The sequence below is a fragment of the Arthrobacter sp. K4-10C genome (assembly GCF_059090085.1).
In genome coordinates, this window is record NZ_JBNHFI010000005.1 from 126,018 (window position 1) to 148,776 (window position 22,759).

General features: G+C 64.9%; 22 protein-coding genes and 1 tRNA gene. 18 read left to right on the top strand and 5 right to left on the bottom strand.

The genetic code is table 11. The features are described 5' to 3' along the window. Window positions 1-205: 205 nt before the first annotated feature. Window positions 206-868: an SGNH/GDSL hydrolase family protein gene (locus AC5RUU_RS08310; RefSeq protein WP_493974731.1), complete on the bottom strand. Its 663-nt coding sequence runs from the start codon at window positions 866-868 to the stop codon at window positions 206-208. Between the two features lie 145 nt (window positions 869-1,013). On the opposite strand from AC5RUU_RS08310, the gene AC5RUU_RS08315 reads away from it, so the two are divergent. Further along, window positions 1,014-1,499, top strand: a complete 486-nt coding sequence (locus AC5RUU_RS08315; protein WP_493974732.1) for a DUF805 domain-containing protein — start codon at window positions 1,014-1,016, stop codon at window positions 1,497-1,499. Window positions 1,500-1,699: 200 nt separating this feature from the next. On the opposite strand, the gene AC5RUU_RS08320 is transcribed toward AC5RUU_RS08315, so the two are convergent. Beyond that, window positions 1,700-1,782: transfer RNA gene (locus AC5RUU_RS08320), tRNA-Leu, on the bottom strand. A 169-nt stretch (window positions 1,783-1,951) separates the two neighbouring features. Between AC5RUU_RS08320 and AC5RUU_RS08325 the strand changes: the two genes are divergently transcribed. Beyond that, window positions 1,952-3,256: a M20/M25/M40 family metallo-hydrolase gene (locus AC5RUU_RS08325; protein WP_493974733.1), complete on the top strand. Its 1,305-nt coding sequence runs from the start codon at window positions 1,952-1,954 to the stop codon at window positions 3,254-3,256. A 12-nt stretch (window positions 3,257-3,268) separates the two neighbouring features. After that, a complete protein-coding gene (locus tag AC5RUU_RS08330; RefSeq protein ID WP_493974734.1) occupies window positions 3,269-4,429 on the top strand; it encodes an acyl-CoA dehydrogenase family protein in 1,161 nt (386 codons plus the stop codon). Here the strand turns inward: AC5RUU_RS08330 and AC5RUU_RS08335 are convergent. After that, complete coding sequence (locus tag AC5RUU_RS08335) at window positions 4,426-4,659, bottom strand: DUF5703 family protein (RefSeq protein WP_009358575.1); 234 nt, start codon at window positions 4,657-4,659, stop codon at window positions 4,426-4,428. The two genes, AC5RUU_RS08330 and AC5RUU_RS08335, sit on opposite strands and share 4 nt — an antisense overlap. A gap of 39 nt (window positions 4,660-4,698) precedes the next feature. Between AC5RUU_RS08335 and AC5RUU_RS08340 the strand changes: the two genes are divergently transcribed. Then, complete coding sequence (locus AC5RUU_RS08340; RefSeq protein ID WP_493974735.1) at window positions 4,699-4,962, top strand: hypothetical protein; 264 nt, start codon at window positions 4,699-4,701, stop codon at window positions 4,960-4,962. A gap of 32 nt (window positions 4,963-4,994) precedes the next feature. Here the strand turns inward: AC5RUU_RS08340 and AC5RUU_RS08345 are convergent, their stop codons facing one another. Continuing rightward, complete coding sequence (locus AC5RUU_RS08345) at window positions 4,995-5,930, bottom strand: aldo/keto reductase (protein ID WP_493974736.1); 936 nt, start codon at window positions 5,928-5,930, stop codon at window positions 4,995-4,997. Between the two features lie 52 nt (window positions 5,931-5,982). Here AC5RUU_RS08345 and AC5RUU_RS08350 point away from each other — a divergent pair, with 52 nt between their 5' ends. Continuing rightward, the gene (locus tag AC5RUU_RS08350; protein WP_493974737.1) at window positions 5,983-6,816 is read left to right on the top strand and encodes an undecaprenyl-diphosphate phosphatase; all 834 of its coding nucleotides are present in this window, start codon (window positions 5,983-5,985) and stop codon (window positions 6,814-6,816) included. A 15-nt stretch (window positions 6,817-6,831) separates the two neighbouring features. Continuing rightward, window positions 6,832-8,109 carry a cysteine--1-D-myo-inosityl 2-amino-2-deoxy-alpha-D-glucopyranoside ligase gene (gene mshC, locus AC5RUU_RS08355; protein WP_493974738.1) on the top strand — a complete coding sequence of 426 codons (1,278 nt, stop codon included), beginning with the start codon at window positions 6,832-6,834 and terminating at the stop codon, window positions 8,107-8,109. Window positions 8,110-8,225: 116 nt separating this feature from the next. On the opposite strand, the gene AC5RUU_RS08360 is transcribed toward mshC, so the two are convergent. Next, the gene (locus tag AC5RUU_RS08360) at window positions 8,226-9,131 is read right to left on the bottom strand and encodes a PAC2 family protein (RefSeq protein WP_493974739.1); all 906 of its coding nucleotides are present in this window, start codon (window positions 9,129-9,131) and stop codon (window positions 8,226-8,228) included. A 149-nt stretch (window positions 9,132-9,280) separates the two neighbouring features. On the opposite strand from AC5RUU_RS08360, the gene AC5RUU_RS08365 reads away from it, so the two are divergent. From AC5RUU_RS08365 to AC5RUU_RS08420, 12 genes are all read left to right on the top strand, one after another. Then, window positions 9,281-10,027: an HAD family hydrolase gene (locus AC5RUU_RS08365; RefSeq protein WP_493974740.1), complete on the top strand. Its 747-nt coding sequence runs from the start codon at window positions 9,281-9,283 to the stop codon at window positions 10,025-10,027. Beyond that, window positions 10,020-11,186: a site-2 protease family protein gene (locus AC5RUU_RS08370; protein ID WP_493974741.1), complete on the top strand. Its 1,167-nt coding sequence runs from the start codon at window positions 10,020-10,022 to the stop codon at window positions 11,184-11,186. The genes AC5RUU_RS08365 and AC5RUU_RS08370 overlap by 8 nt, the downstream gene beginning before the upstream one ends. A gap of 98 nt (window positions 11,187-11,284) precedes the next feature. Further along, window positions 11,285-12,349: a tRNA (adenine-N1)-methyltransferase gene (locus tag AC5RUU_RS08375; protein WP_493974742.1), complete on the top strand. Its 1,065-nt coding sequence runs from the start codon at window positions 11,285-11,287 to the stop codon at window positions 12,347-12,349. An 81-nt stretch (window positions 12,350-12,430) separates the two neighbouring features. Beyond that, window positions 12,431-14,182: a proteasome ATPase gene (gene arc / locus AC5RUU_RS08380; protein WP_493974743.1), complete on the top strand. Its 1,752-nt coding sequence runs from the start codon at window positions 12,431-12,433 to the stop codon at window positions 14,180-14,182. Then, window positions 14,179-15,852, top strand: a complete 1,674-nt coding sequence (dop, locus tag AC5RUU_RS08385; protein ID WP_493974744.1) for a depupylase/deamidase Dop — start codon at window positions 14,179-14,181, stop codon at window positions 15,850-15,852. Before arc ends, dop begins: the two co-directional genes overlap by 4 nt. A gap of 85 nt (window positions 15,853-15,937) precedes the next feature. After that, complete coding sequence (locus AC5RUU_RS08390) at window positions 15,938-16,141, top strand: ubiquitin-like protein Pup (protein ID WP_015937113.1); 204 nt, start codon at window positions 15,938-15,940, stop codon at window positions 16,139-16,141. Between the two features lie 77 nt (window positions 16,142-16,218). Further along, entirely contained in the window at window positions 16,219-17,040 is an 822-nt protein-coding gene (gene prcB, locus AC5RUU_RS08395; RefSeq protein WP_493974745.1) for a proteasome subunit beta, read from the top strand. Window position 17,041: 1 nt separating this feature from the next. Further along, window positions 17,042-17,752: a proteasome subunit alpha gene (prcA, locus tag AC5RUU_RS08400; RefSeq protein ID WP_493974746.1), complete on the top strand. Its 711-nt coding sequence runs from the start codon at window positions 17,042-17,044 to the stop codon at window positions 17,750-17,752. 9 nt (window positions 17,753-17,761) lie between these two features. Beyond that, window positions 17,762-19,126: a Pup--protein ligase gene (pafA, locus tag AC5RUU_RS08405; protein WP_493974747.1), complete on the top strand. Its 1,365-nt coding sequence runs from the start codon at window positions 17,762-17,764 to the stop codon at window positions 19,124-19,126. A gap of 114 nt (window positions 19,127-19,240) precedes the next feature. Continuing rightward, window positions 19,241-20,170 (top strand): FKBP-type peptidyl-prolyl cis-trans isomerase, encoded by a 930-nt coding sequence (locus AC5RUU_RS08410; protein WP_493974748.1) that lies wholly within the window; start codon window positions 19,241-19,243, stop codon window positions 20,168-20,170. 73 nt (window positions 20,171-20,243) lie between these two features. Beyond that, window positions 20,244-20,639 (top strand): FKBP-type peptidyl-prolyl cis-trans isomerase, encoded by a 396-nt coding sequence (locus tag AC5RUU_RS08415; RefSeq protein WP_493974749.1) that lies wholly within the window; start codon window positions 20,244-20,246, stop codon window positions 20,637-20,639. A gap of 124 nt (window positions 20,640-20,763) precedes the next feature. Beyond that, a complete protein-coding gene (locus AC5RUU_RS08420; RefSeq protein WP_493974750.1) occupies window positions 20,764-22,752 on the top strand; it encodes a helix-turn-helix transcriptional regulator in 1,989 nt (662 codons plus the stop codon). The last annotated feature ends 7 nt before the right edge of the window (window positions 22,753-22,759 follow it).

Consider the following 22,759-nt stretch of genomic DNA (forward strand, 5'->3'; position numbering starts at 1 on the left):
TGCTGTGGGTTACGGTGACGCTCAGCATCCTGTCTGCCATAGATCGTTCGGAGCGCAAGGCGCGGCGCCAGGAGAAGCGAGCGGTTCGTGCGGCAAACCGGCGGGTAGAGTACCGTCCCGCGGCGCCCGGTACGCATTCCGGCGAAGGAGGCAGGCACCCACGGTCCCGGAGGCTAAGGCCGCACTAATGCAGTAAGTGCCGCGGTTACGGCTGCCCCAGGACGACGATCGAGTTACCGCCCGGCACCCCTGCCCGCGCGAATGCAGCGATGGCCCGCGCTATCTTGAGGCCGCCCTGTGATGAGGGTTCGATCGGGTTGGCATAGTCCCCGTCTTCGCCACAAATGAGACGAAGGTCAATCAGGGTTGCATGCCGGGAGAAGGCCGCCCTCGTGATCGGATCATTGAAGAGGCACAAGGCTGCTTTGATGATTGGATAGTTTGGTTCCGACGGCGGCGTGTCGTAAACCGTACAGGTTGCGCAGGGCAGGCCGGCTGCCGTCACTGCATCAAGCATGGCGGAATACTCCGCGGCGAACCTTTGCTGCGCCTGCGCCAGCATGGCCAGCGCGTCGGCAACCGATGCAGGCTGTTCCTGCAGCAATGGGGCGTATCCGAGAGCGTCATTCCCTCCCGCGCTGACCACCAGGTGCGTTGCGTCCCTGGGCACCGCCGCAAGCTGCCGGTGGACACCCGCTATCGTGTCGCCGTCGACTGCCAGCAGCGAGCACCGCCAGCCCGGCAGTTCCTGCTTCAGCTGGGTTACGACGTCGGGTCCGGCGCCAACGTACGCGGCGTTGTCAAAGATCGAATCGCCCAGCAGGACCACATGACCCTGGGAGCTGCCCGCCGTCCGCATCTCTTCCATGTCCCCATGGTGCCTTGGGCGCTGTACGGGTGCCAGAGACAGGAGAATGCTAATTCCCGGTGAAATTTATCCATCAAAAGGACTTTTGGCCCCGGTTAGTCCTAGGATGGGCTGGTCTCATCACTCTGACATTCCGGGGGAATCCTTGAGCTATCCGCAATACCCAAGCCAGCAGCAACAGTCCTACCAGCCCGCAACCGGTGAACCACCGCTGTGGGCGCCCTACTACGGTGCGCCGTTCCCGGTCGCCGTCAAGCGGTTCTTCAAGAAGTACGCCACGTTCTCGGGACGGGCCAGCCGCAGCGAGTACTGGTGGTGGACCCTCGTCTCCGTTGCCGTCAGCATCGTCCTGAACATCATCATCAGTGCAGGATCAACCACTTCGAGCCTTACCGGCGCGGCGACTGCCGGCCCGGGTGCCGTCTTTGGGACTGTCCTTCTCGTCATCTGGGGCCTGGCGACCCTCGTCCCGTCCCTGGCGTTGACCGTCCGCCGCCTGCACGACGGGAACTTCAGCGGCTGGCTGCTGCTGCTCATCCTGGTGCCGTTCCTGGGCGCCCTCGCGGTTCTCGTATTCACAATCCTGCCGTCAAACCCGGCCGGACAGCGCTTCGACCAACCCGCTGGTTAGTAACGCTGGCCTGAGCAGCAAGAAGCCCGCTTCCACGGAGGCGGGCTTCTTGCTGCATGCTGTACGGTCGGCGTCATGCGCGGAGTCTGGACAGAGGACGGCCGGTGGAACGTCCCGCTGAGCGGTTGGAAATACCCGTAGTGTGCTTGCGGGCACGAAAAAGCCCCGGAAAATCAGTGATTTTCCGGGGCTTCCCATTGTGCGCGGAGGGGGACTTGAACCCCCACCCCCTTTCGAGGACTAGCACCTCAAGCTAGCGCGTCTGCCATTCCGCCACCCGCGCAGGTGGTATTTCGGGAGCCGTTTGCACCTTTCAGTGTTTCGCGCCTCTCCGAAGCAGCGAGAAAAACTCTAACACGACTTTCCGGGAACAACGAATCGGGCCAAGTGGGTAGGCTGAGGGGCAGCGGTTTCGCCCTTGCCACCAGTCATTTCCTAACGAGGAGTTCTCAATGCCTGACGTCCTGCCCGAGGATGAAGTTGTCCGGATCTGCCAGGAACTCATTCGTATCGACACTTCAAACTACGGTGACGGATCCGGGCCGGGGGAGCGGGCTGCCGCTGAGTATGCTGCCGGCCTTATAGAGGAAGTCGGCCTGGAAGCGGAAGTCTTCGAGTCCGCCCCGGGCAGGGCCAACGTGGTGACCCGCATGGCCGGCGAGGACCCGTCCGCCAGCGCCCTGGTGGTGCACGGGCACCTGGACGTTGTTCCTGCCCTCCGCGACCAGTGGTCGGTGGACCCGTTCGGCGCCGAACTGAAGGACGGACTGATCTGGGGACGCGGCGCCGTCGACATGAAGGACATGGACGCCATGATCCTTTCCGTCCTGCGCGGTTTCGCCCGGTCCGGAAAGAAGCCCAAGCGTGACATCATCTTTGCCTTTTTTGCCGATGAGGAAGCCGGCGGTGCCCTGGGCGCCCGCTATGCCGTCGACAAACGCCCGGAACTCTTCGAAGGGGCCACGGAAGCCATCTCGGAGGTGGGCGGATTCTCGGCCACCATTGGCGGACAGCGCACCTACCTCCTGCAGACCGCCGAGAAGGGCATCTCCTGGCTCCGCCTCGTGGCGCACGGCCGAGCGGGCCACGGCTCCCAGATCAGCACGGACAACGCCGTGACCCGCCTTGCCGCAGCAGTTACCCGCATCGGTGAGTACAAGTGGCCAATCGAGCTGACGCCAACCACCCGCCAGTTCCTTGACGGCGTGACGGAGCTCACGGGAGTCGAGTTCGACGCCGACAATCCGGACCGCCTGCTGGACCAGTTGGGCACCGTGTCGCGTTTCGTTGGCGCCACCCTGCAAAACACCACCAACCCCACCCTGCTCAAAGGCGGCTACAAGCACAACGTCATCCCCGAGTCAGCAGAGGCGCTGATCGACTGCCGCACACTGCCGGGACAGCAGGACCAGGTCCTCGAGATCGTCCGGGAACTGGCCGGGACGGGCGTGGACGTCAGCTACGTCCATAAGGACGTGTCCCTTGAAGTGCCCTTCGCAGGGAACCTGGTTGATGCGATGATCGATGCCCTCCACTCCGAGGACCCCGGTGCCAAGGTGCTGCCCTACACACTTTCCGGTGGAACGGACAACAAGTCCCTCAGCAGGCTGGGCATCACCGGCTACGGCTTCGCGCCCCTGATGCTGCCAGACGAGCTGGACTTCACTGGCATGTTCCACGGTGTTGACGAACGGGTCCCCGCGGACTCGCTCAAGTTCGGGGCCAGGGTCCTTGACGCTCTGCTCACCAACTACTGACGAGGAGCGCCGATGACGTCCGAAGAGGTGCTGTCGGATACCCTCCTGGAGCGCATCCGCAGCCGGGCCGCCGGCTACGACCGGGACAACAGCTTCTTCCATGAGGACCTGCAGGAACTTGCTTCCGCCGGTTACCTGAAGTTGTTTGTCCCAGTGTCCGACGGCGGCATGGGCTTTGGTCTCGAGGCGGCGGCGCAATGCCAGCGGAGGCTGGCAACGGCTGCTCCCGCCACTGCCCTCGCCGTGAACATGCACCTGGTATGGACCGGCGTCGCCCACGTCCTCAAAGCACGCGGGGACCACTCGCTGGACTTCGTGCTCAAGGAGGCCGCCAGCGGCGAGATATTTGCGTTCGGCAATTCCGAGGCGGGTAACGACTCGGTCCTGTTCGACTCCCGCACCGCCGCCGCGCCGTTGCCCGGCGGCGGATACGCGTTCACCGGCACGAAAATCTTCACCAGCCTGTCTCCCGCCTGGACGCGGCTGGGCATCTTTGGAAAGGATGCGGAGGCCAGGGAGGGTGAGGGCGAGCTGGTCCATGGGTTCATAAACCGTGAGACGGCCGGATACCGCATCCTCGACGACTGGGACACCCTGGGCATGCGCGCCAGCCAGTCCGCCACCACAGTCCTCGAAGGCGTGCGGGTCCCCGCGGACCGGATCTTCCGCAAGCTTCCCGTCGGCCCAAATCCGGATCCGCTGATTTTCGCCATCTTCGCCTGCTTCGAAACACTGCTCGCCGCCGTCTACACGGGATTGGGGGAGCGGGCGCTGGCTGTCGGCGTCGAAACCGCCAAGCGCCGCACCTCGTTGAAGAACGGTGGACGGAGCTACGCCCAGGACCCGGACATCCGCTGGAAGGTTGCCGAGGCAGCCATGGCTATGGACAACCTGTACCCGCAACTGCAACTGGTGGCGGCCGACGTCGACGCACTGGTGGACCACGGCGGCCAGTGGTTCGCCAAGCTGGTGGGGCTCAAAACCAATGCCACCGAAACGGCCCGCCGGGTTGTGGACCTGGCCATCCGGGTCAGCGGCGGCTCAAGCTACTTCCGGGGATCCGAACTTGAGCGGCTCTACCGTGATGTGCTCGCCGGGATGTTCCACCCGTCCGACGACGAATCAGCGCACAACACTGTGGCGAACGCCTGGCTGGGACCACTCGAGAGCTAGACGGTCCGCTGGACCTGCAACACCCGGCGGCGGAGCCAGAACCGCCGGCCGCCGCCCACATACAGCTTGCTGCGTTCCAGTTCCCACTTGCCGTACTCGGAGTGTTCCACCAGGCGGCGCCGTGCCTCGTGCAAGGAATCATCAGGGCTCACCGTCAGCACGAGGTACTCGTACTGCCTCAAATAGTCCCGTTCCCGCTGGACTGAGCTGGTGAGAAATTGTTCCTTCATTGCTCTCCATTTTCGTCCTTTTCCGGCTAACGTGAAGTCATGAGCATCGATCCGCGTGTCGCGCTTTCGTCCCTGACCACCGCTTTGGAAGAACACCTTATAGCAGCATCAAACCGCCGCGGAGATGGTGACCCCTCTGTGGAGGCAGCATTTTTTGCAGTGGCAGATGCGTTCGAAGTTTACGAAGACGCGCTGTACGAGGCCTACAACGAAGTGACCCCGCTACAGGTCTTCGATGACGAGGACGAAGAGGACGAAGAAAGCGACGTGGAAGACGAGGACCTCGAGATCGTCGAGGAATAGCGTCCCCGGCAGCGGAACAAACCGGGTTGGACCTAGTGGGCTCCGGACACGTCCTCCAGAGCCAACGCGATTTCGGGCGGCAGCGGTGTCAGTTGCGCTTCCAGTATTTCCTTCAGCTGCACAGGCGTCCGCGGGCCCACGATAGCCGTGGCCACCCCGTGTTGCGCCAACAGCCAGCTGAGCGCCACATCCTGGGGTGTCCGGCCCAGGCCCTTCGCCGCCATGCACACGGCCTCAACCGTCCGGGAAGGCTTCTCCCCAAGATAAGGGTCGACGTAAGCAGCCCCGGAAGCGGAAGCGCCCCGGGACCCGGAAGGAATGCTGCCACGGTACTTCCCGGTGAGTACCCCGCGGCCCAGGGGAGCCCAGGCCATCAGGCCCAGGCCGGCGTCCTCCACCGCCGGGATGAGCTCGGCTTCCGGCTTCCGCTGCAGGAACGAGTACTCCGCCTGCACGGCCACCAGCGGGAAACCTGCAACAGCTGCCGCCTTCGCGGCCTGCCATCCCGTGAAGTTGGACACACCGGCGTACCGGGCCCGGCCCGTGCGGACGGCGAACTCCAGGGCTGACAGGGTCTCCTCCAGCGGAACGTTTCCGTCCCATGCCTGGGCGAACCAGACATCCACGTAGTCGGTGCCAAGCCTGGCGAGGCTCGCCTCAAGGCCGGTAAGCATCGCGTTACGCGAGGTGTCCACGGCGCGCCGGCCGTCACGGGTCGTCATTCCCGCCTTGGTGGAAATGGTCACCTCAGTCCGGGCCACCACGTCGCCGAGCAGCGAACCCAACATGGCCTCGGCGCACCCGTCCGAGTAGGAGGCAGCAGTATCCACATGCCGGCCACCGGCAGTGAGGAAGGTGCGCAGCAGTTCAGAGGCGTCCTGTTCGTCCGTTTCGCCGGCCCAGTCCATAGTGCCAAGCGAGAGGGCTGAAACACGCAAACCACTGTTGCCAACGTAACGCTGCTGCATAGCAGCAAGCTTACGGGCAGAACCACCTGTACCCATGCCGTAGGGTCTTAGCGTGAACTGGTTTGAGGTGGCCCTGCTGGGCCTAGTGCAGGGACTGACTGAATTTCTACCCATTTCTTCAAGCGCGCATCTGCGGATCGTGGGGCAGTTCCTTCCCAACGCCGCAGACCCGGGGGCAGCCTTCACAGCCATCACCCAGCTGGGTACGGAAACAGCTGTGCTGGTGTATTTCTGGCGCGACATCGTCCGGATTGTTAAGGCTTGGGCGGGTTCATTGCGCGGAAGAGTGTCACGCCAGGATCCCGACGCCCGGATGGGCTGGCTGGTCATCCTGGGCAGCCTTCCCATCATCGTGCTGGGCCTCCTGTTCCAGGACCAGATCGAGTCAGTGCTTCGCAGCATGTGGATCGTTGCCACCATGCTCATCGTTTTCGGTCTCTTCCTCGCCGTCGCCGACGCGGTGGGCAAGCAGAAGCGGGACCTGAACCATCTCACCTACAAACACGGCATTATCTACGGCTTCGCGCAGGCCATGGCCCTGATTCCGGGTGTGTCCCGCTCCGGCGGCACCATCACCGCCGGACTGCTGATGGGGTACACGCGGGAGGCAGCAGCGCGCTACTCCTTCCTTCTCGCTATCCCCGCAGTGTTCGGCAGCGGCCTCTACCAGCTCTACAAGGTAGTTTCCAAGGAAGGCATCACCGGCCCCTACGGGTTGCCTGAAACGGCGCTGGCCACCGTCATCGCCTTCGTAGTGGGGTACATCATCATCGGCTGGTTCCTGAAGTTCGTCTCCACCCGCAGCTACCGCCTGTTCGTCTGGTACCGCATATGCCTGGGCATGGGCCTGTACCTGCTACTCGGTTTCGGTGTCATCAGCGCCTAGCACTAGGCTTGGTGTGTGAAATCCTGGTCTTCCCGCCCCGTTCCCGCCCTGCCCGGAAGCATGCCTGCCATCCGGTTGTTCGACACCGTGGCAGGCCGCGAGGTGGAACTCGAGCGTGAAACCCGGCCCTCCATGTACGTCTGCGGCATCACCCCCTATGACGCCACCCACATGGGCCACGCAGCCAGTTACGTGGCGTTCGACCTTTTGAACAGGGCATGGCGCGACGCCGGCAAGGACGTCTCCTACGTCCAGAACGTGACCGACATCGACGATCCGCTGCTGGAGCGCGCCACCGCCACCGGCGTGGACTGGCAGGACCTGGCGGCAGGCCAGATTGAGCTTTTCCAGACGGACATGGAGGCGCTCAACGTCCTTTCCCCGGACCGCTACGTGGGCGCGGTGGAATCCATCGGACTGATCGTGCCCGAGGTGGAACGGCTGGTCAGCCTCGGGCTGGCGTACAAAGTGGAAGGCACCGACGGCGAACCTGACGGTGACGTCTACTACGACGTCGAAGCGGCCGGCAAGCAGTCAGTTGCCCCGGAAGCGTGGACCCTGGGCAGCATTTCCGGGCTGGCCGAAAGCGAGATGCTGGAGCTTTTCGCCGAGCGCGGCGGCGATCCCGGACGCGCAGGCAAGCGCCAGGCGCTCGATCCCCTGCTCTGGCGCGTAGCCCGCGACGGCGAGCCAAGCTGGCCCGGCGGCAGCCTCGGTCCCGGCCGGCCCGGCTGGCACATTGAGTGCACCGTCATAGCCCAGAAGTACCTGCCGTCGCCGTTCACGGTCCAGGGCGGCGGCTCCGACCTGGTCTTCCCGCACCACGAAATGGGTGCCGGCCATGCATTTTCCCTGGCGGGCGTGCCGCTTGCCAAGCACTTTGCACACGCGGGCATGGTGGGGCTCGACGGCGAAAAAATGAGCAAGTCCAAGGGCAACCTGGTGCTGGTTTCCAAGCTGCGTGCCGCCGGGGAGGACCCTGCCGCCATCCGCCTCGCCATCCTGGCCCACCACTACCGCTCCGACTGGTCGTGGACGGACGAGGGCTTTGCGGCTGCGAAGGCTGACCTCGCGGCGTGGCGGCGGGCCCTCGACCATGCCCCGGAAGGTTCCGCGGAGCCTCTGATCAAGGAAATGCGGGCAGGGCTGGCCGCGGACCTTGATGCCCCGGCTGCCGTTGCCGCGGTGTCGCGGTGGGCCCGCGAAGCGAACGACGGCGGTCCTGCCGCCAGCCCCGCTGACCGGGCGCTGGTGAAGGATGCTGTAGACGCCCTCCTGGGCGTCCGCCTCTAACTATCCTGTGCCGGGCAGGAAAGACGACGCCCGGCAAAGACGACGCGCAGGAAAGGGAAAAGGGACCTGACAGGGAACCTTTCCCGTCGGGTCCCTTTTCCAGCGCCGCCGGCAGGTCAGGGCCTGTCCTGGCCCCGCCGCTTCAGGTAGCGCTCGAACTCCCGGGCAATGGATTCGCCCGTGGCTTCCGGAAGGTCCGCCGTGTCCTTCGCTTCCTCCAATTGACGGACATAGGCAGCGATTTCGGGATCCTCCGTGGCCAATTCGTCCACGCCCCGCTCCCAGGCATCCGCTTCCTCAGCCAGCTCGTGGGTGTCCAGCGGCACCTGCAGCAGTTCCTCGATGCGGTGGAGGAGGGCCAGCTGGGCCTTCGGGGACGGAGCCTGGGCTACATAGTGCGGAACTGCCGCCCACAGTGAAACGGTGGGGATTCCCGCCAGCAGCGCCACCTCGGACAGGACTCCGACGATGCCCACCGGGCCTTCATACTGGGACGCCTCCAGGTTCATTCGCTCCCGCAGCGGCGCATCGTCCGATGAGGTGCTGACCGGTATCGGCCTGCTGTGCGGGACGTCGGCCAGCAGGGCACCCACCAGCACCACGTAGTCAACGTTCAGCGCTTCGGCATGCACCAGCAGCTCGGCCGTGTACGCCCGCCACTTATAGGACGGCTCGGTGCCCTGGACGAAAATGACGTCCACATTGGAATTCGGTGCACTGGCCTTGTAAATGCGCGTGGAGGGCCACTTGATCTTGCGTTCGCCGGCGGCGTTCCTGCGGACCGTTGGTCGGGTGAACTGGAAGTCGTAGTACTCGTCCGCGTCTATCGACGCCACTTTTTTCCCGCCCCACAACTTGTTCAGGTAGCGCAGCGAGTCGCTTGCAGCCTCCCCGGCGTCGTTCCAGCCTTCAAAGGCGGCAAGCATCACGGTTACGCGGCCCCCGTCAGCCACAGGCTGCAGGAACCGTTCCCGCTCGGGTCCGGCACCCGGTGCATCGGTGTCTCCCTCGAAGCTATTCATTTCTTCACCCTACGTCCAAGGTGCTTTCCGCGCATGAAATGAAGCGCCACAAATGAACTGATCCCCGCGGTGCAGGCAGGAAGCGGCCCGGATTCGCCCACGGCGTAAGCCCACGGGGTCCGCCCAGTCAGGGCCCGTAGACTGGGCTCATGCGATCTCCGTCCTCCAGCTCCCCGCTCAAAGCCGTCCTCTGGGATATGGACGGGACCATCGTGGACACCGAGCCCTACTGGATCGCCGCAGAGCGCGCGCTGGTGGAAGCGCACGGGGGGACCTGGTCCCATGAGCAGGCCATGCAGTTGGTTGGCCAGTCCCTGACCTTTTCGGCCGGACTCTTGCAGCAGGCAGGGGTGCGGATGGAAATCCGGGAGATTATCGACAGTCTCACCGCCACAGTCATCAGCAGCGTACGGCAGCAGGTGCCCTGGCGCCCCGGTGCACGTGAGCTCCTTGAAGAACTCCACCAGGCCGGGGTGCGCTGCGCCCTGGTCACCATGTCCGAAGGCCCCCTTGCGCGGCAGGTGGTGGACAGCCTGCCCCGCCAGTACTTCGAAGTACTCGTCACGGGTGACACCGTGGCCCAGGGGAAGCCCCACCCGGAGGCCTACCTCACGGCCGTCCAGCGGCTGCAGGAGACTGACCCGGACCTAGGCATCGGGCACTGCGTCGCACTTGAGGACTCGGCACCCGGCGTAGCCGCCGCCGTTGCATCCGGGGTGCCCACGGTCGCAATACCCCACATTGTTGCGCTGCCGCAGGACAGCCGCTACACCCTGTGGGAATCCCTGTCCGGCCGCTCACTCCCGGATCTCGAGGAACTGCTCCAGGCCAGCCCTGCCGTGACCGCCGGTGCCGCTGGGGAGCAGGCGTCCGCCGTCGGACACGCCCGTGACTGAAACCCCCACACCCGTGCGCCGCGAAGGCATCCCGCTCGGCAGGATTGCCGGCGTTCCCGTGGTGCTCGCGTACTCGTGGTTCATCATCGCGGCCTTCACTGTGATTGTTTACGGGCCCGTCCTTGACCGCAGCAACCCCGCCCTGGGCGCCAGTGCCTACATCGTTGCGTTCGCCTTTGCGGTCCTGCTCCTGATTTCCGTGCTGGTCCACGAACTGGCGCACGCTTTGACTGCCAGGATCTACGGATGGCCCACACAGAAGATTGTCCTCAACCTGTGGGGTGGCCACACCCAGTTCGAAAGCTTTACCGCCTCGCCGGGAAGGTCGGTGCTGGTGGCACTGGCCGGCCCGGCTGCCAACTTTGTCCTGGCCGGCGGCGCGTGGCTGGTGCTTTACTCGGCAACGCTGGGCAGTGTGGCAGAGATCCTCACCAACATCTTCATGTGGGCCAACTTCCTGATCGCCGTTTTCAACGTGCTGCCCGGGCTGCCGCTCGACGGCGGCAGGCTGGTGGAGTCCGTCGTCTGGAAGGCCACCGGGAGCCAGGCCAAGGGAACCATCGCAGCCGGATGGGGCGGCCGGATCATCGTTGTCGCCATCACCTACTGGTTCATCCTTCGGCCCATACTCGCCGGAAATGAGCCGGACCTCAGCCTGGTTATGGTCACCGTCCTGGTTGGCGGGTTCCTGTGGATCGGGGCCTCTGCTTCCATCCAGCAGGGGACGCTGCGCAGCCGGCTGCCATTGGTGAGCGCCTCCGCCCTGGCGAACCCCGCCGTCGGACTGCCGGCAACGGCATCAGTCCAAGACGCACTGCGCCACGGTGCGGCAGGACCAACGTCCGTCGTGGTTTACGGACCGGACGGCCAGCCACAGGCTGTGGTGGATCGCTCGGCGCTATCTGCCGTTCCGCCCGCTGCCGCGCCTTCCACCTCCATCACAGCTGTTTCCTTTGCCCTGGCCCCTGGAGCCTATGTCCCGGAATGGGCGAAAGGACAGGAGCTCATCACCTTCCTTTCCCAGCTCGCAGGCCACCATTACGCCGTCATCGACCACAATGGCAGGGTCACCGGGCTGCTGACCCAGGACGCAGTGCTGGCTGCCATCACCGGGAAGCGGCAGCGGCCCGATAGGCGCCCGCAGGGCCAGAACCGGTAGAGTTACCTGCCGGTGTGCATTGCCGCCGCAGAAGCCACAATGTCTTTTAGGCCCTTTTCTGCGCCGGTCCCACAGGTTTACAGGAGCGAGGAACATTCATGAGCAGCGAGACCGCCGTCAACGACGCCACAGCAGCAGCCGGGTCCGGCGCTGCCGCGGGCAGTTCGCAGCCGGTGGGAGCAGCCCGCCGCCGGGGTCCTTTCCGGGAGGGGGAACGCGTCCAGCTCACCGACGAGCGGGGGCGCATGAACACCATCACCCTTGAGCGGGGCGGCGCCTTCCACACCCACCGCGGCTTCCTCAACCACGACGACATCATCGGCAAAGTGGACGGCTCGGTGGTGGTCAACAATGTAGGCCAGCAATACCAGACCCTGCGCCCGCTGCTCTCCGACTTCGTGCTCTCCATGCCGCGCGGCGCCGCCGTCGTATACCCCAAGGACGCCGGCCAGATCGTCACCATGGCCGACATTTTTCCGGGCGCGCGCGTCGTGGAAGCCGGCGTGGGCTCCGGTGCCCTCTCCATCTCCCTGCTCCGCGCCGTGGGTGACCAGGGCTACCTGCATTCCTTCGAACGGCGCGAGGAGTTCGCGGACATAGCACGCGGAAACGTGGAAACAATTTTTGGCGGCCCCCACCCCGCATGGCAGATCTCCCTCGGCGACTTCCAGGACGAAGTTGTCCGCAGCGAGGCGCCCGGTTCCGTGGACCGCGTGGTCCTGGACATGCTGGCGCCCTGGGAATGCCTTGATGCCGTGGCAACCGTCCTGGCGCCTGGCGGAGTCTGGATCAATTACGTCGCCACCGTCACCCAGTTGTCCCGCACGGCCGAAGCCATCCGCGCGGACGGGCGCTTCACCGAACCCGATGCCTGGGAATCCCTGGTCCGCGGCTGGCACCTGGAGGGACTCGCCGTCCGTCCCGACCACCGGATGGTGGCGCACACCGGATTCCTCCTGGTCACGCGCCGGCTGGCCGACGGCGTCACCGGAATCTCCGTCAAGCGCCGCCCGTCCAAGACGGAATTCAATGAAGAGGACGTCAATGCCTGGACGCCCGGGGCGGTGGGGGAGCGGCTGGTGTCGGACAAGAAGCTGCGCCGCGCCGCGCGGGACGCCATCGCGGGCACCAACGTCAAGGACGCCCCGGAGGTCACGAACTAGTCCAGATTTCGGGAGTCTCCATCCCTACCTGCCCTGTTGGGACTAATGTCTTAATAGAAGCGCAGGAAGGGGCTGATTCATATGGAGACGCCAAACCAGGACTCCGGACGTACACCGGCAGAGCAGTCTGCCGCCAATGACCTCTCGGTTGCCGACCGCCAGGTCAACATCCTCCGGGACAAGCTCAGGCACATTGACCGCCAGTTGGCTGCGGCGACGCAGAACAACACCAAGCTGGTCAGCATGCTTGAGACGGCTAAAGCCGAGATCCTACGGCTGAAGAACGCCTTGGACCAGGAAGGGCAGCCGCCGTACAGCTTCGGCACCATCCTCCAGCTGAACCCCAAACGCCCGGCCGCACCGGGCAGCAGCGGACAGGCGGCCACGGAGGAATCAGTGGATATTTTCAACGCAGGCCGGAAGATGCGGGTCGGCATCAGCCCGCTGGTGAACATCAACCAGCTTGCCGTGGGCCAGGAGGTCCTGCTGAACGAGGCCCTGCTCATCGTGGCTGGACTCGGCTATGAACGGGCCGGCGAACTGGCCACGCTCAAGGAAATGCTCGGCGCTGACCGTGCCCTCGTTGTGGGCCGTGCCGACGAGGAACGGGTAGTCCGGCTCTCGGGCGCCCTCCTCGCCGAGAAACTCCGCGTGGGCGATGCCCTTTCCATCGACTCCCGGACCGGGTACGCGCTGGAGAAGGTTCCCCGTTCGGAGGTGGAGAACCTGGTCCTGGAGGAAGTCCCGGACATCACCTACGAGGACATCGGCGGCCTTGGCCCCCAGATCGAGCAGATCCGCGACGCGGTCGAACTGCCTTTCCTGCACCCGGACCTATACCGCGAACACGGACTCAAGGCACCCAAGGGCATCCTGCTCTACGGCCCTCCCGGCTGTGGCAAGACGCTCATCGCCAAGGCCGTTGCGAATTCCCTCGCCGCCCGCGCCGCGGAGCGTTCCGGCAATGTGGACCTGAAGAGCTACTTCCTGAACATCAAAGGACCCGAGCTCCTGGACAAGTATGTCGGCGAAACTGAGCGGCACATCCGCCTGATTTTCTCCCGGGCCCGGGAAAAGGCTTCCGATGGCAGCCCCGTAGTCGTGTTCTTCGACGAAATGGATTCGCTGTTCCGTACACGCGGTACCGGCATCTCCTCCGACGTCGAAACGACCATCGTGCCGCAGCTGCTCAGCGAAATCGACGGCGTGGAGCGGCTGGACAACGTGATCGTGATCGGTGCGTCCAACCGTGAGGACATGATCGATCCCGCCATCCTCCGCCCGGGCAGGCTTGACGTCAAAGTCAAGATCCACCGCCCGGACGCCGAAGCGGCCGCCGACATTTTCAACAAGTACATCACCACGGACCTGCCTTTCCATGAGTCGGACCTGGCTGAGCACGACGGCGACGTCCAGGCCACGGTGGACGCCATGGTCCAGCGCACGGTGGAAGCAATGTACTCCACGGACAAATCCAACGAGTTCCTCGAGGTCACCTACGCCAACGGTGACACCGAGATGCTGTACTTCAAAGATTTCAACTCCGGTGCCGTGGTCCAGAACGTTGTGGACCGGGCCAAGAAGTACGCCATCAAGGACCTCCTGACCACACACCAGAAAGGGCTCAGGATCGAGCACCTGCTGCGTGCCGTGGTGGACGAATTCCGTGAACACGAGGACATGCCCAACACCACCAATCCCGATGACTGGGCCCGGATCTCCGGCAAGAAGGGCGAGCGGATCACCTACATCCGCACCATCGTCCAGGGCAAGGCCGGCCAGGAGCCAGGAAAGTCGATCGAAACCATGCCCAGCACGGGACAGTATCTATGACGGCTGCACCGGAACCCGGCGCCGGGGGAGCGCTTCCGGCCGGCGGGGCCATGCGGGTCATGGGCGCAGAAACCGAATATGGCATCCACGCCCCTTCCGCCCCTTCCGCCAACGCCACCATGATGAGTGCCCGGGTAGTGCAGGCCTACGCCCAGGTCACCCGGCAGCGGGCGGCCGGCGGCGCCGAAACCCGCTGGGACTATACGGACGAAGAGCCGCTGCATGACGCCCGCGGCTGGACGGTGGACCGGAGCACGGCACACCCCAGCCAGCTGACTGACCAGCCGCCGGTCCTGGACGCCGAGGCCGTGGCCCTGGCCTACGGCCGCGAGGAACTCGAGCTTGACGGGCAGGACGAGTCCGGCACGCTCCTGATGAACATGGTCCTCGGGAACGGCGCGCGCCTGTACGTGGACCACGCACATCCGGAGTATTCAAGCCCAGAAGTGACCAACCCCCGTGACGCCGTCACCTGGGACGCCGCCGGGGACCTGGTGGCCCTGGCCGCAGTACGGCGCCTGGCCGCGGATCCTGATCTGCCCCCGGTCAACCTCTACAAAAACAATACGGACAACAAGTCCGTGTCCTACGGCTCGCACGAGAACTACCTCATGCCCCGCTCGGTCCCCTTCGGAGACATCGTGCGGGGGCTGACGCCGTTCTTCGTCACCCGCCAGATTTTTTGCGGGGCGGGCCGGCTGGGGATCGGCCAGGACAGTTCCGTCTCCGGGTACCAGATCAGCCAGCGGGCTGACTTCTTCGAGGCCGAAGTGGGCCTGGAGACAACCATCCGTCGGCCCATCATCAACACGCGGGATGAGCCACACGCCACGGCTGACAAGTATCGGCGCCTGCACGTGATCATCGGGGACGCGAACCTCAGCCAGGTGTCCAACTACCTGAAGTTCGGCACCACTGCCATGGTCCTCAGCCTCATCGAGGCAGGCCTGGCGCCAAAGGTTGAGGTATACGAACCTGTCCAGGCGCTTCAGGCGGTAAGCCACGACACGTCGTTGACCGCAAAGCTGCGGTTGCTGGACGGGAGGCGGGTCACGGCCCTGGACCTGCAGTGGATGTACCACGAGGCCGCGGAAAAACTTGCCCAGGACACGGGCGTCGGCGACGCGGTGGACGGTGACGGACACACGCACGACGTCCTGGACCGGTGGGCAACCGTCCTCACGCAATTGGACAGCAACAGGGCGGCGGCGGCCAGTTCCGTCGAATGGGTCGCGAAGCTCTCTCTTCTGGACGGCTACCGGCAGCGAGACAACCTGGACTGGGACGACGCACGGCTGGGCCTCGTCGACCTGCAGTGGTCCGATATCCGGCCCGAAAAAGGGCTGTACTACCGGTTCCTGGCCAGGGACCGGATGCAACGGATTGTCGAAGACAGCGCGATCGCTGCCGCCGTCGGGGAGCCGCCCGCCGAAACGCGCGCGTTCTTCCGTGGCAAGTGCATCAGCAGCTTCGGCAAGGACGTGGTAGGCGCGAGCTGGGACTCGGTGATCTTCGACGTCCCCGGGTACGGGCGGCTCCAGCGCGTGCCGACCCGTGAACCGCTCAGGGGAACCAAAGCCCTGACCGGAGCGTTGTTCGAACGCTACCGGGAAGCGGGTCCTTTCCTCGCCGAGCTGTTGGGACACAATACCGCTCCGCCTGCGGCGTAAACCGCGCCGCAGGGCCGCTGGCGTGGCAGGATGGGCATATCGGAGGATCCGCCGGGTCCGATGACTGAACAAGGGAGGGATAACGATGGCAGGCCAGGAGCAGCAGCAGCCGCAATCACGCGACAGCCAGGTCGACGAGGACATTCCTGAGGCGCCACCCGCACCGCCGGAAGCCCAGGCTTCGGCTTCCACGGAAGGCGTGGACGACCTTCTCGACGAAATCGACGGCGTTCTGGAATCCAACGCTGAAGAATTCGTCCGGGCATTCGTCCAAAAAGGCGGCCAGTAACCCGGACCGGAGGGTGGCGGAAGCCCCGGACGGCCGGAGTCTGTACCGACTTAGTACTACGTTCAAGGAGTTCATGAGTGCAGGAATCAACCGCCAACCAGGTAGCCGCCAACGCCACCTCGTCCTTTACTGAACACCTGCAGCGGGACCGGCCGGGGCTTTTGCCCTTCAACCGGTCCCCCCAAGGCGCTGCGTCCGCAGCCGCCCCGCTGCAGGTTCCGCACGCCACCACGATCGTCGCCCTGAGCTACCAAGGCGGCGTGCTGATGGCCGGGGACCGGCGCGCCACCATGGGGAATGTCATCGCCAGCAGGCACATCGAAAAGGTGTTTCCCGCGGACCGGTTCTCGGTCCTGGGCATCGCGGGGACTGCCGGTATTGCCATTGACCTGACGCGTTTATTCCAGGTTGAACTCGAGCACTATGAAAAAATCGAAGGAACCCTCCTCAGCCTCGAGGGCAAAGCCAATAGGCTGGGGGCAATGATCCGCGGCAACCTCCCGCTCGCCCTGCAGGGGCTGGCAGTTGTCCCTCTGTTCGCCGGCTTCGACACCAGCGCCGGTGTGGGCAGACTCTTCTCTTATGATGTGACCGGCGGCCGGTACGAGGAGCACGAACACCACAGCGTGGGGTCCGGCTCTGTCTTCGCCCGAGGAGCATTGAAGAAACTCTGGCGGCCCAACCTCAGTGCCGCCGAAGCACTTTCCGTCGCGGTCGAATCCCTTTACGACGCCGCCGACGACGACTCCGCCACCGGCGGTCCCGACACTGTCCGCCAGCTGTGGCCCGTGGTCTACACCGTGGACAGCTCCGGTGCGCGCCGCGTTCCCGAGGCGGAACTCGCAGCCGCAGCACGCACCATCATCGAAGCCCGCACTATTGCCGGACGGGAGGCCTGAGATGACGCAGCAGTTCTACGTATCACCCGAACAGCTGATGAAGGACCGTGCTGATTTCGCACGGAAGGGCATAGCCCGCGGCCGGTCCGTGGTGGTCATCAGCTGCGCTGACGGAATAGCGCTCGTCGCCGAAAACCCCTCACCGTCCCTGCACAAAATCGGCGAGATCTACGACAAAATCGCATTCGCGGCGGTGGGGAAATACAACGAGTTTGAAAGCCTCCGGCAGGCTGGCGTCCGCTACGCGGATGTCCGCGGCTATTCGTACGACCGCGAGGACGTCACCGCGCGCGGCCTGGCCAGTGTTTACGCGCAGAGCCTGGGCGCCGTTTTCACCGCCGAGCAGAAACCCTTTGAAGTGGAACTTGCGGTGGCCGAAGTGGGACCCGCCCAGGAAGAGGACCATCTCTACCGGCTGACCTTCGACGGCTCCATCGCCGACGAACACAGCTTCGTGGTCATGGGCGGGCAGGCTGACAAAGTTTCGTCAGCCATCGAAGGCGGCTGGCGCAGTTCCCTCAGCTTTTCCGAAGCAGTCCGGCTGGCCCTTTCCGGACTGGCTCCGGCCGCTGAAACGGATGAGCCGGCCAAGGCCCTGCCGGCCAGGGCGCTGGAAGTCGCAGTCCTGGACAGGTTGTCCGAGGACTCGCGCGGGTCCCGGCGCGCCTTCCGCCGGCTGAACGACGCGGACATCACTGCACTGCTGGCCTAGGAGGACGCAATGGACAAGAGAATCTTCGGTATCGAGACCGAGTTCGGCATCTCGTATTCGAGCCCCGATTCAAGGCCCCTTGCCCCGGAGGAGGTGGCCCGGTACCTCTTTCGCAAGGTGGTCAGCTGGGGGCGCTCCTCCAACGTGTTCCTCACCAATGGCTCCAGGCTGTACCTGGACGTGGGCTCGCACCCCGAGTACGCCACCGCTGAATGCGACGACCTTGCACAGCTGATCGCGCACGACCGCGCCGGCGAGCTGATCCTGGATGACCTCGTGGACGAGGCACAGGCGCGGCTCGCCGCCGAAGGCTTCAACGGAACGGTTTACCTGTTCAAAAACAACACGGACTCCGCCGGAAACTCCTATGGCAGCCACGAGAACTACCTCATTCCCCGCCGCGGCGAATTCTCCCGGCTGGCCGAGATCCTCATTCCGTTCCTCGTCACACGCCAGCTCATCGCCGGCGCCGGCAAGATTTTGAAGACCCCACATGGGGCAACGTACGCGTTTTCGCAGCGCGCGGACCATATCTGGGAGGGTGTGTCCTCGGCCACCACCCGCTCGCGCCCCATCATCAACACCCGCGACGAACCGCACGCCGACGCCGAGTTCTACCGCCGGCTCCACGTCATCGTGGGCGATTCCAACATGTCTGAGGCAACCGCCCTCATGAAAGTGGGGACCGTTGACCTCGTCCTGCGGATGATCGAGGCCGGCGTCATCATGCGGGACATGCGCATGGAGAACCCCATCCGCAGCATCCGTGAAATCTCGCACGACCTCAGCGGCAGGGCCCTGGTCCGGCTCGCCAACGGGCGCCAGCTCACCGCCCTGGAAATCCAGCAGGAATACCTGACCAAGGTCACCGCGTTCGTGCAGGAGAACGGTGCCCACAACCCACACGTTCCGCTGATCCTTGATCTGTGGGAGCGCACTCTCAAAGCCATCGAGAGCGGGGACTCGCGCGCAATCGACACCGAAATTGACTGGGCCATCAAGAAAAAGCTGATGGACAACTACCGCAAGCGCCACGGGCTGGGCCTGGACGCGCCCCGCATCGCGCAGCTCGACCTGACGTACCACGACATATCCCGCGGCAGGGGCCTTTACTACCTTTTGCAGTCCCGAGGAGCGGTTCGGCGGATCGTAGACGACACCGTCATCAAGGACGCCGTTGACGCCCCGCCGCAAACCACACGCGCCAAGCTCCGCGGTGACTTTGTCCGCCGGGCCCAGGAACTGGGCCGCGACTACACCGTGGACTGGGTGCACCTTAAGCTCAACGACCGGGCCCACCAGACCATCCTCTGCAAGGATCCCTTCCGGAGCGTGGACGAGCGCGTGGACGCGCTTCTTGACTCTATGGGCTGACACCCAGCTTCAGGGTCTATTCTGGATAAGGTCCCTTTATCAGGGCCTGCCGCGATCATTACCGCTGCCCGGCGGAGAGTCGCATCCATCCTGCCCCAACGAAAGTTCTCTTACGTGCGCCGACTACTAGCAATCCTTCTTCCCGGTCTGCTGCTGCTCACCGCCTGCGGCGGCTCAACCGCAGAGCCGGAGCCCACCAGCCAGTCCGCTGGTGAGACTGCAAAGTTCGACACCCTTAAACTGACCGACAACGGGGACAAGAAGGCCCCCGGCGTCGAATTCACCAAGCCGCTTGAGGTGGCCGAACCCACCATCAAGGTGGTCAGCGAAGGCACCGGGGATACCGTGAAAGCTGACCAGATCGCCAATATCTCGATCCTGGCCCTCAACGGCACCGACGGCTCCACCCTCGAGGACACGTTCGCCAACGAACCGGAACCGCTGGAACTCAACGAGGAACTGAAAACCGGCAGCCCTGTCATCTACAACGCCTTCGTTGGCGCCAAGGTAGGCTCCAGCCTCGCACTGGCAGTGCCGGGACAGGCTGCCACCGCCGGAGCCGAAGCGCAGCCAACCCAGCTCCTCGTGATCAAGGTACTCTCGGCCAGTAACGTGACGCCCGCCCTCGAGAAGCCGGAAGGCGAAACCGTTACCCCACCAGCCGGACTGCCCACGGTCACCGAGAACGGCGACGGCGTTCCCGAGATCAACGTCGAAGGCGTGGCAGCGCCCACAGCGCTGGTATCCCAGGACCTCATCAAGGGCAACGGTGCCACCGTCAAGGAAACCGACACCCTGACCGTGAACTACGTGGGCGTCACCCTGGTGGGCGGAACCAAGTTCGATTCGAGCTTCGATCGTGGCGAACCCGCAAGCTTCCCGCTGACCGGCGTCATCAAGGGCTGGACCCAGGGCCTGGCCGGCAAGACCGTCGGCTCGCGTGTGCTGCTGGTCATTCCCAAGGACCTGGCCTACGGCGATGCCGGCCAGGGCGAAGCCAAAGGCGACCTGGTCTTCGTAGTGGACATCCTCGGCGCCAAGTAACAAGACATTCAGACCACGCCGCGGGCCATACGTTCGCGGTACCCAACCGCAGCACTGATACGAAGGAGCAACCATGTCATTCGGACAGCGGGAATTCGACCGTGAAAAGCCCGAGATCGATTTTCCGGAAGGCGATGTGCCCACGGAACTCGTTATTACGGACCTGATCGAAGGTGACGGCCGGGAAGCCAAGGCCGGGGACACCGTTTCAACCCATTACGTTGGTGTCGCCTGGTCCACCGGCGAAGAGTTCGACGCATCCTGGGGCCGCGGTACGCCGCTGGACTTCCGCGTGGGCGTGGGCCAGGTCATCCAGGGCTGGGACCAGGGCCTGCTGGGCATGAAGGTGGGCGGCCGCCGTCGCCTGGAAATCCCCTCTGAGCTGGCATACGGCTCCCGCGGCGCCGGCGGCGCCATTAAGCCCAACGAGGCCCTGATCTTCGTTGTGGACCTCGTCGGCGTCCGCTGACCCTGAAGCAGTACGCGGCACCACCGGTTCCGCCAGCGGGGAGGCGCGGCAACATCCGGGACGTTCAGTTCCGGTTGTTGCCGCGCTTTCTGCGTTCCGCCCGGAGTTTAGTAACGTAGCCAGAGTGTCCGTATCCCGCACTGAACGACTCCTCAACCTGCTGATCGCGCTCCTGAACACCCGGTATGGCCTGCACCGCAGTGAACTGCGGGAAAAGGTTTACCACGATACGTCCGGGAACGACGTTGCCTTCGGCAGGATGTTTGAGCGGGACAAGAACGACCTGCGCCAGTTCGGCTTCGAGGTGGAAACGCTGACAGACCTGGGCTGGAGCGGGGACGACCCCGCCACCACCCGTTACAGGATCGGCAAGGAATCCAATCGCCTCCCGGACGTGCAGCTGGACCCGGAGGAATGGACCGTGCTGCTCCTGGCTTCGCAGCTGTGGGAGCGCGCCGCGCTGGGCACTGCCGCGCAAAGCGCCCTTCGGAAACTCCAGGCCTCGGGCCGGCTGGCCGACGTTGAACTGCCCGCGGGCCTCCAGCCGCGCATCAAGCCTGCCGGCCAGGCCTTCGACGACCTGGTTGCGGCCATGCATTCGCGGCGCCCGGTCACCTTCCGCTATCTGGCCGGCAGCACGGGCAAGGAAGAAGAGCGGACCGTGGAGCCGTGGGGCCTCGGCAGCAGGTTCGGGCAGTGGTACCTGGTGGGCTACGACCGGGCACGCCTGGCGCCGCGGCACTTCCGGCTGTCCCGCTTTACCAGCGCCGTGGCCATCCTGGACAAAGAGCAGTACTCACCCCCCGGGGGCTTTAATATCCGGCAGGAACTGGAACGGCTTCCCGAACTGCCGCTCCGCACCGCCGTCGTGGACGTAAGGAAGGGTCGCCTGCTCGCCCTCCGGCGACGCGCCCTCGCCGCTGCCCCTCCCGGGGATGCCACAACCCCGCCCCACGCCGGATACGACCGGATCAGCCTGCACTACCGGGACCCGGAAGCCCTCGCCGAAGAACTCGCATCCTACGGACCCCACGCCGTCGCCGCCTACCCCGAAGAGCTGGTGGATGCAGTCCGGCGGAGGCTCCGGGCTGCCGCAGAGTTCAGTGGCGCGCCCGTCCCCGGCTACTCCTTTCCGCCTGCCCGTGCACGCCAGGCCCGCCCCAAGACCTCGGAAGACCAGCTGAAGCGGATGCTCCAGCTGGTTCCTTTCCTGGTCCATAACCAGGGCCTGCACATCCAGGACGTGGCGAACCACTTTGGGGTGACCCGGAGAGAGCTGGAGGACGACCTGCGGATCCTCATCTGCTCGGGGCTCCCGGAGGGGTATCCGGATGACCTTTTGGACATCCAGTGGGAGAACGGCCATGTCTTCATCACCCAGGACCTGGACCTCAAGAGACCGGTGCGGTTCACGGTGGACGAGGCGTGTGCGCTCCTCACGGGCCTGGAGACCCTCAACGGGCTGCCGGGCATCGCCGAGGGCGGCGCGCTGGAATCGGTAACCCTCAAGCTGCTGGCAGCCGCCGGAGAGGAAGGACTCCGGGCAGCGTCCCTCGCCGGTCCGCAGGTGGAGCCTGCCGATGCCGCCACCCACGCCACCGTGCGCCAGGCCATCGAGTCGGGTTCCCAGCTGCACCTGACCTACCTGTCCCCGCAACGGGACAGGGTGACCGAACGGGACGTGGACCCCCTCAGGCTCTACTCCCTCGACAACACCTGGTACTTCGAGGCGTACTGCCACCTGGTGGAAGGACTGCGCAACTTCCGGCTGGACCGCGTCCAGGATGTCCGCCCCAACGGGCACCCCGTGGCAGACGGCGTTCCGCCCGCGGCGGGAGTCCCAGCCAAGCTCTTCACGCCGAACGACGACGACACCACCGTCACCGTCCAGCTCACCCGGCAGGGGAGGGGGCTGGCAGATGACTACTACGCAGAGCGCACGGCTGAGCTTCCCGACGGCGGCCTGGTTGCCGACATCCGGTTCGGCAACACCGCGTGGCTGCCCATGTTCGTGGCCCAGCATGGCGGCACGGCCCGCATCCTTGCGCCGGAGGAACTGGCAACGGCCGCGCGGGAGTGGCTTGAGGCGTCGCTGGACAGGTACGGCGGATAGACTTCTC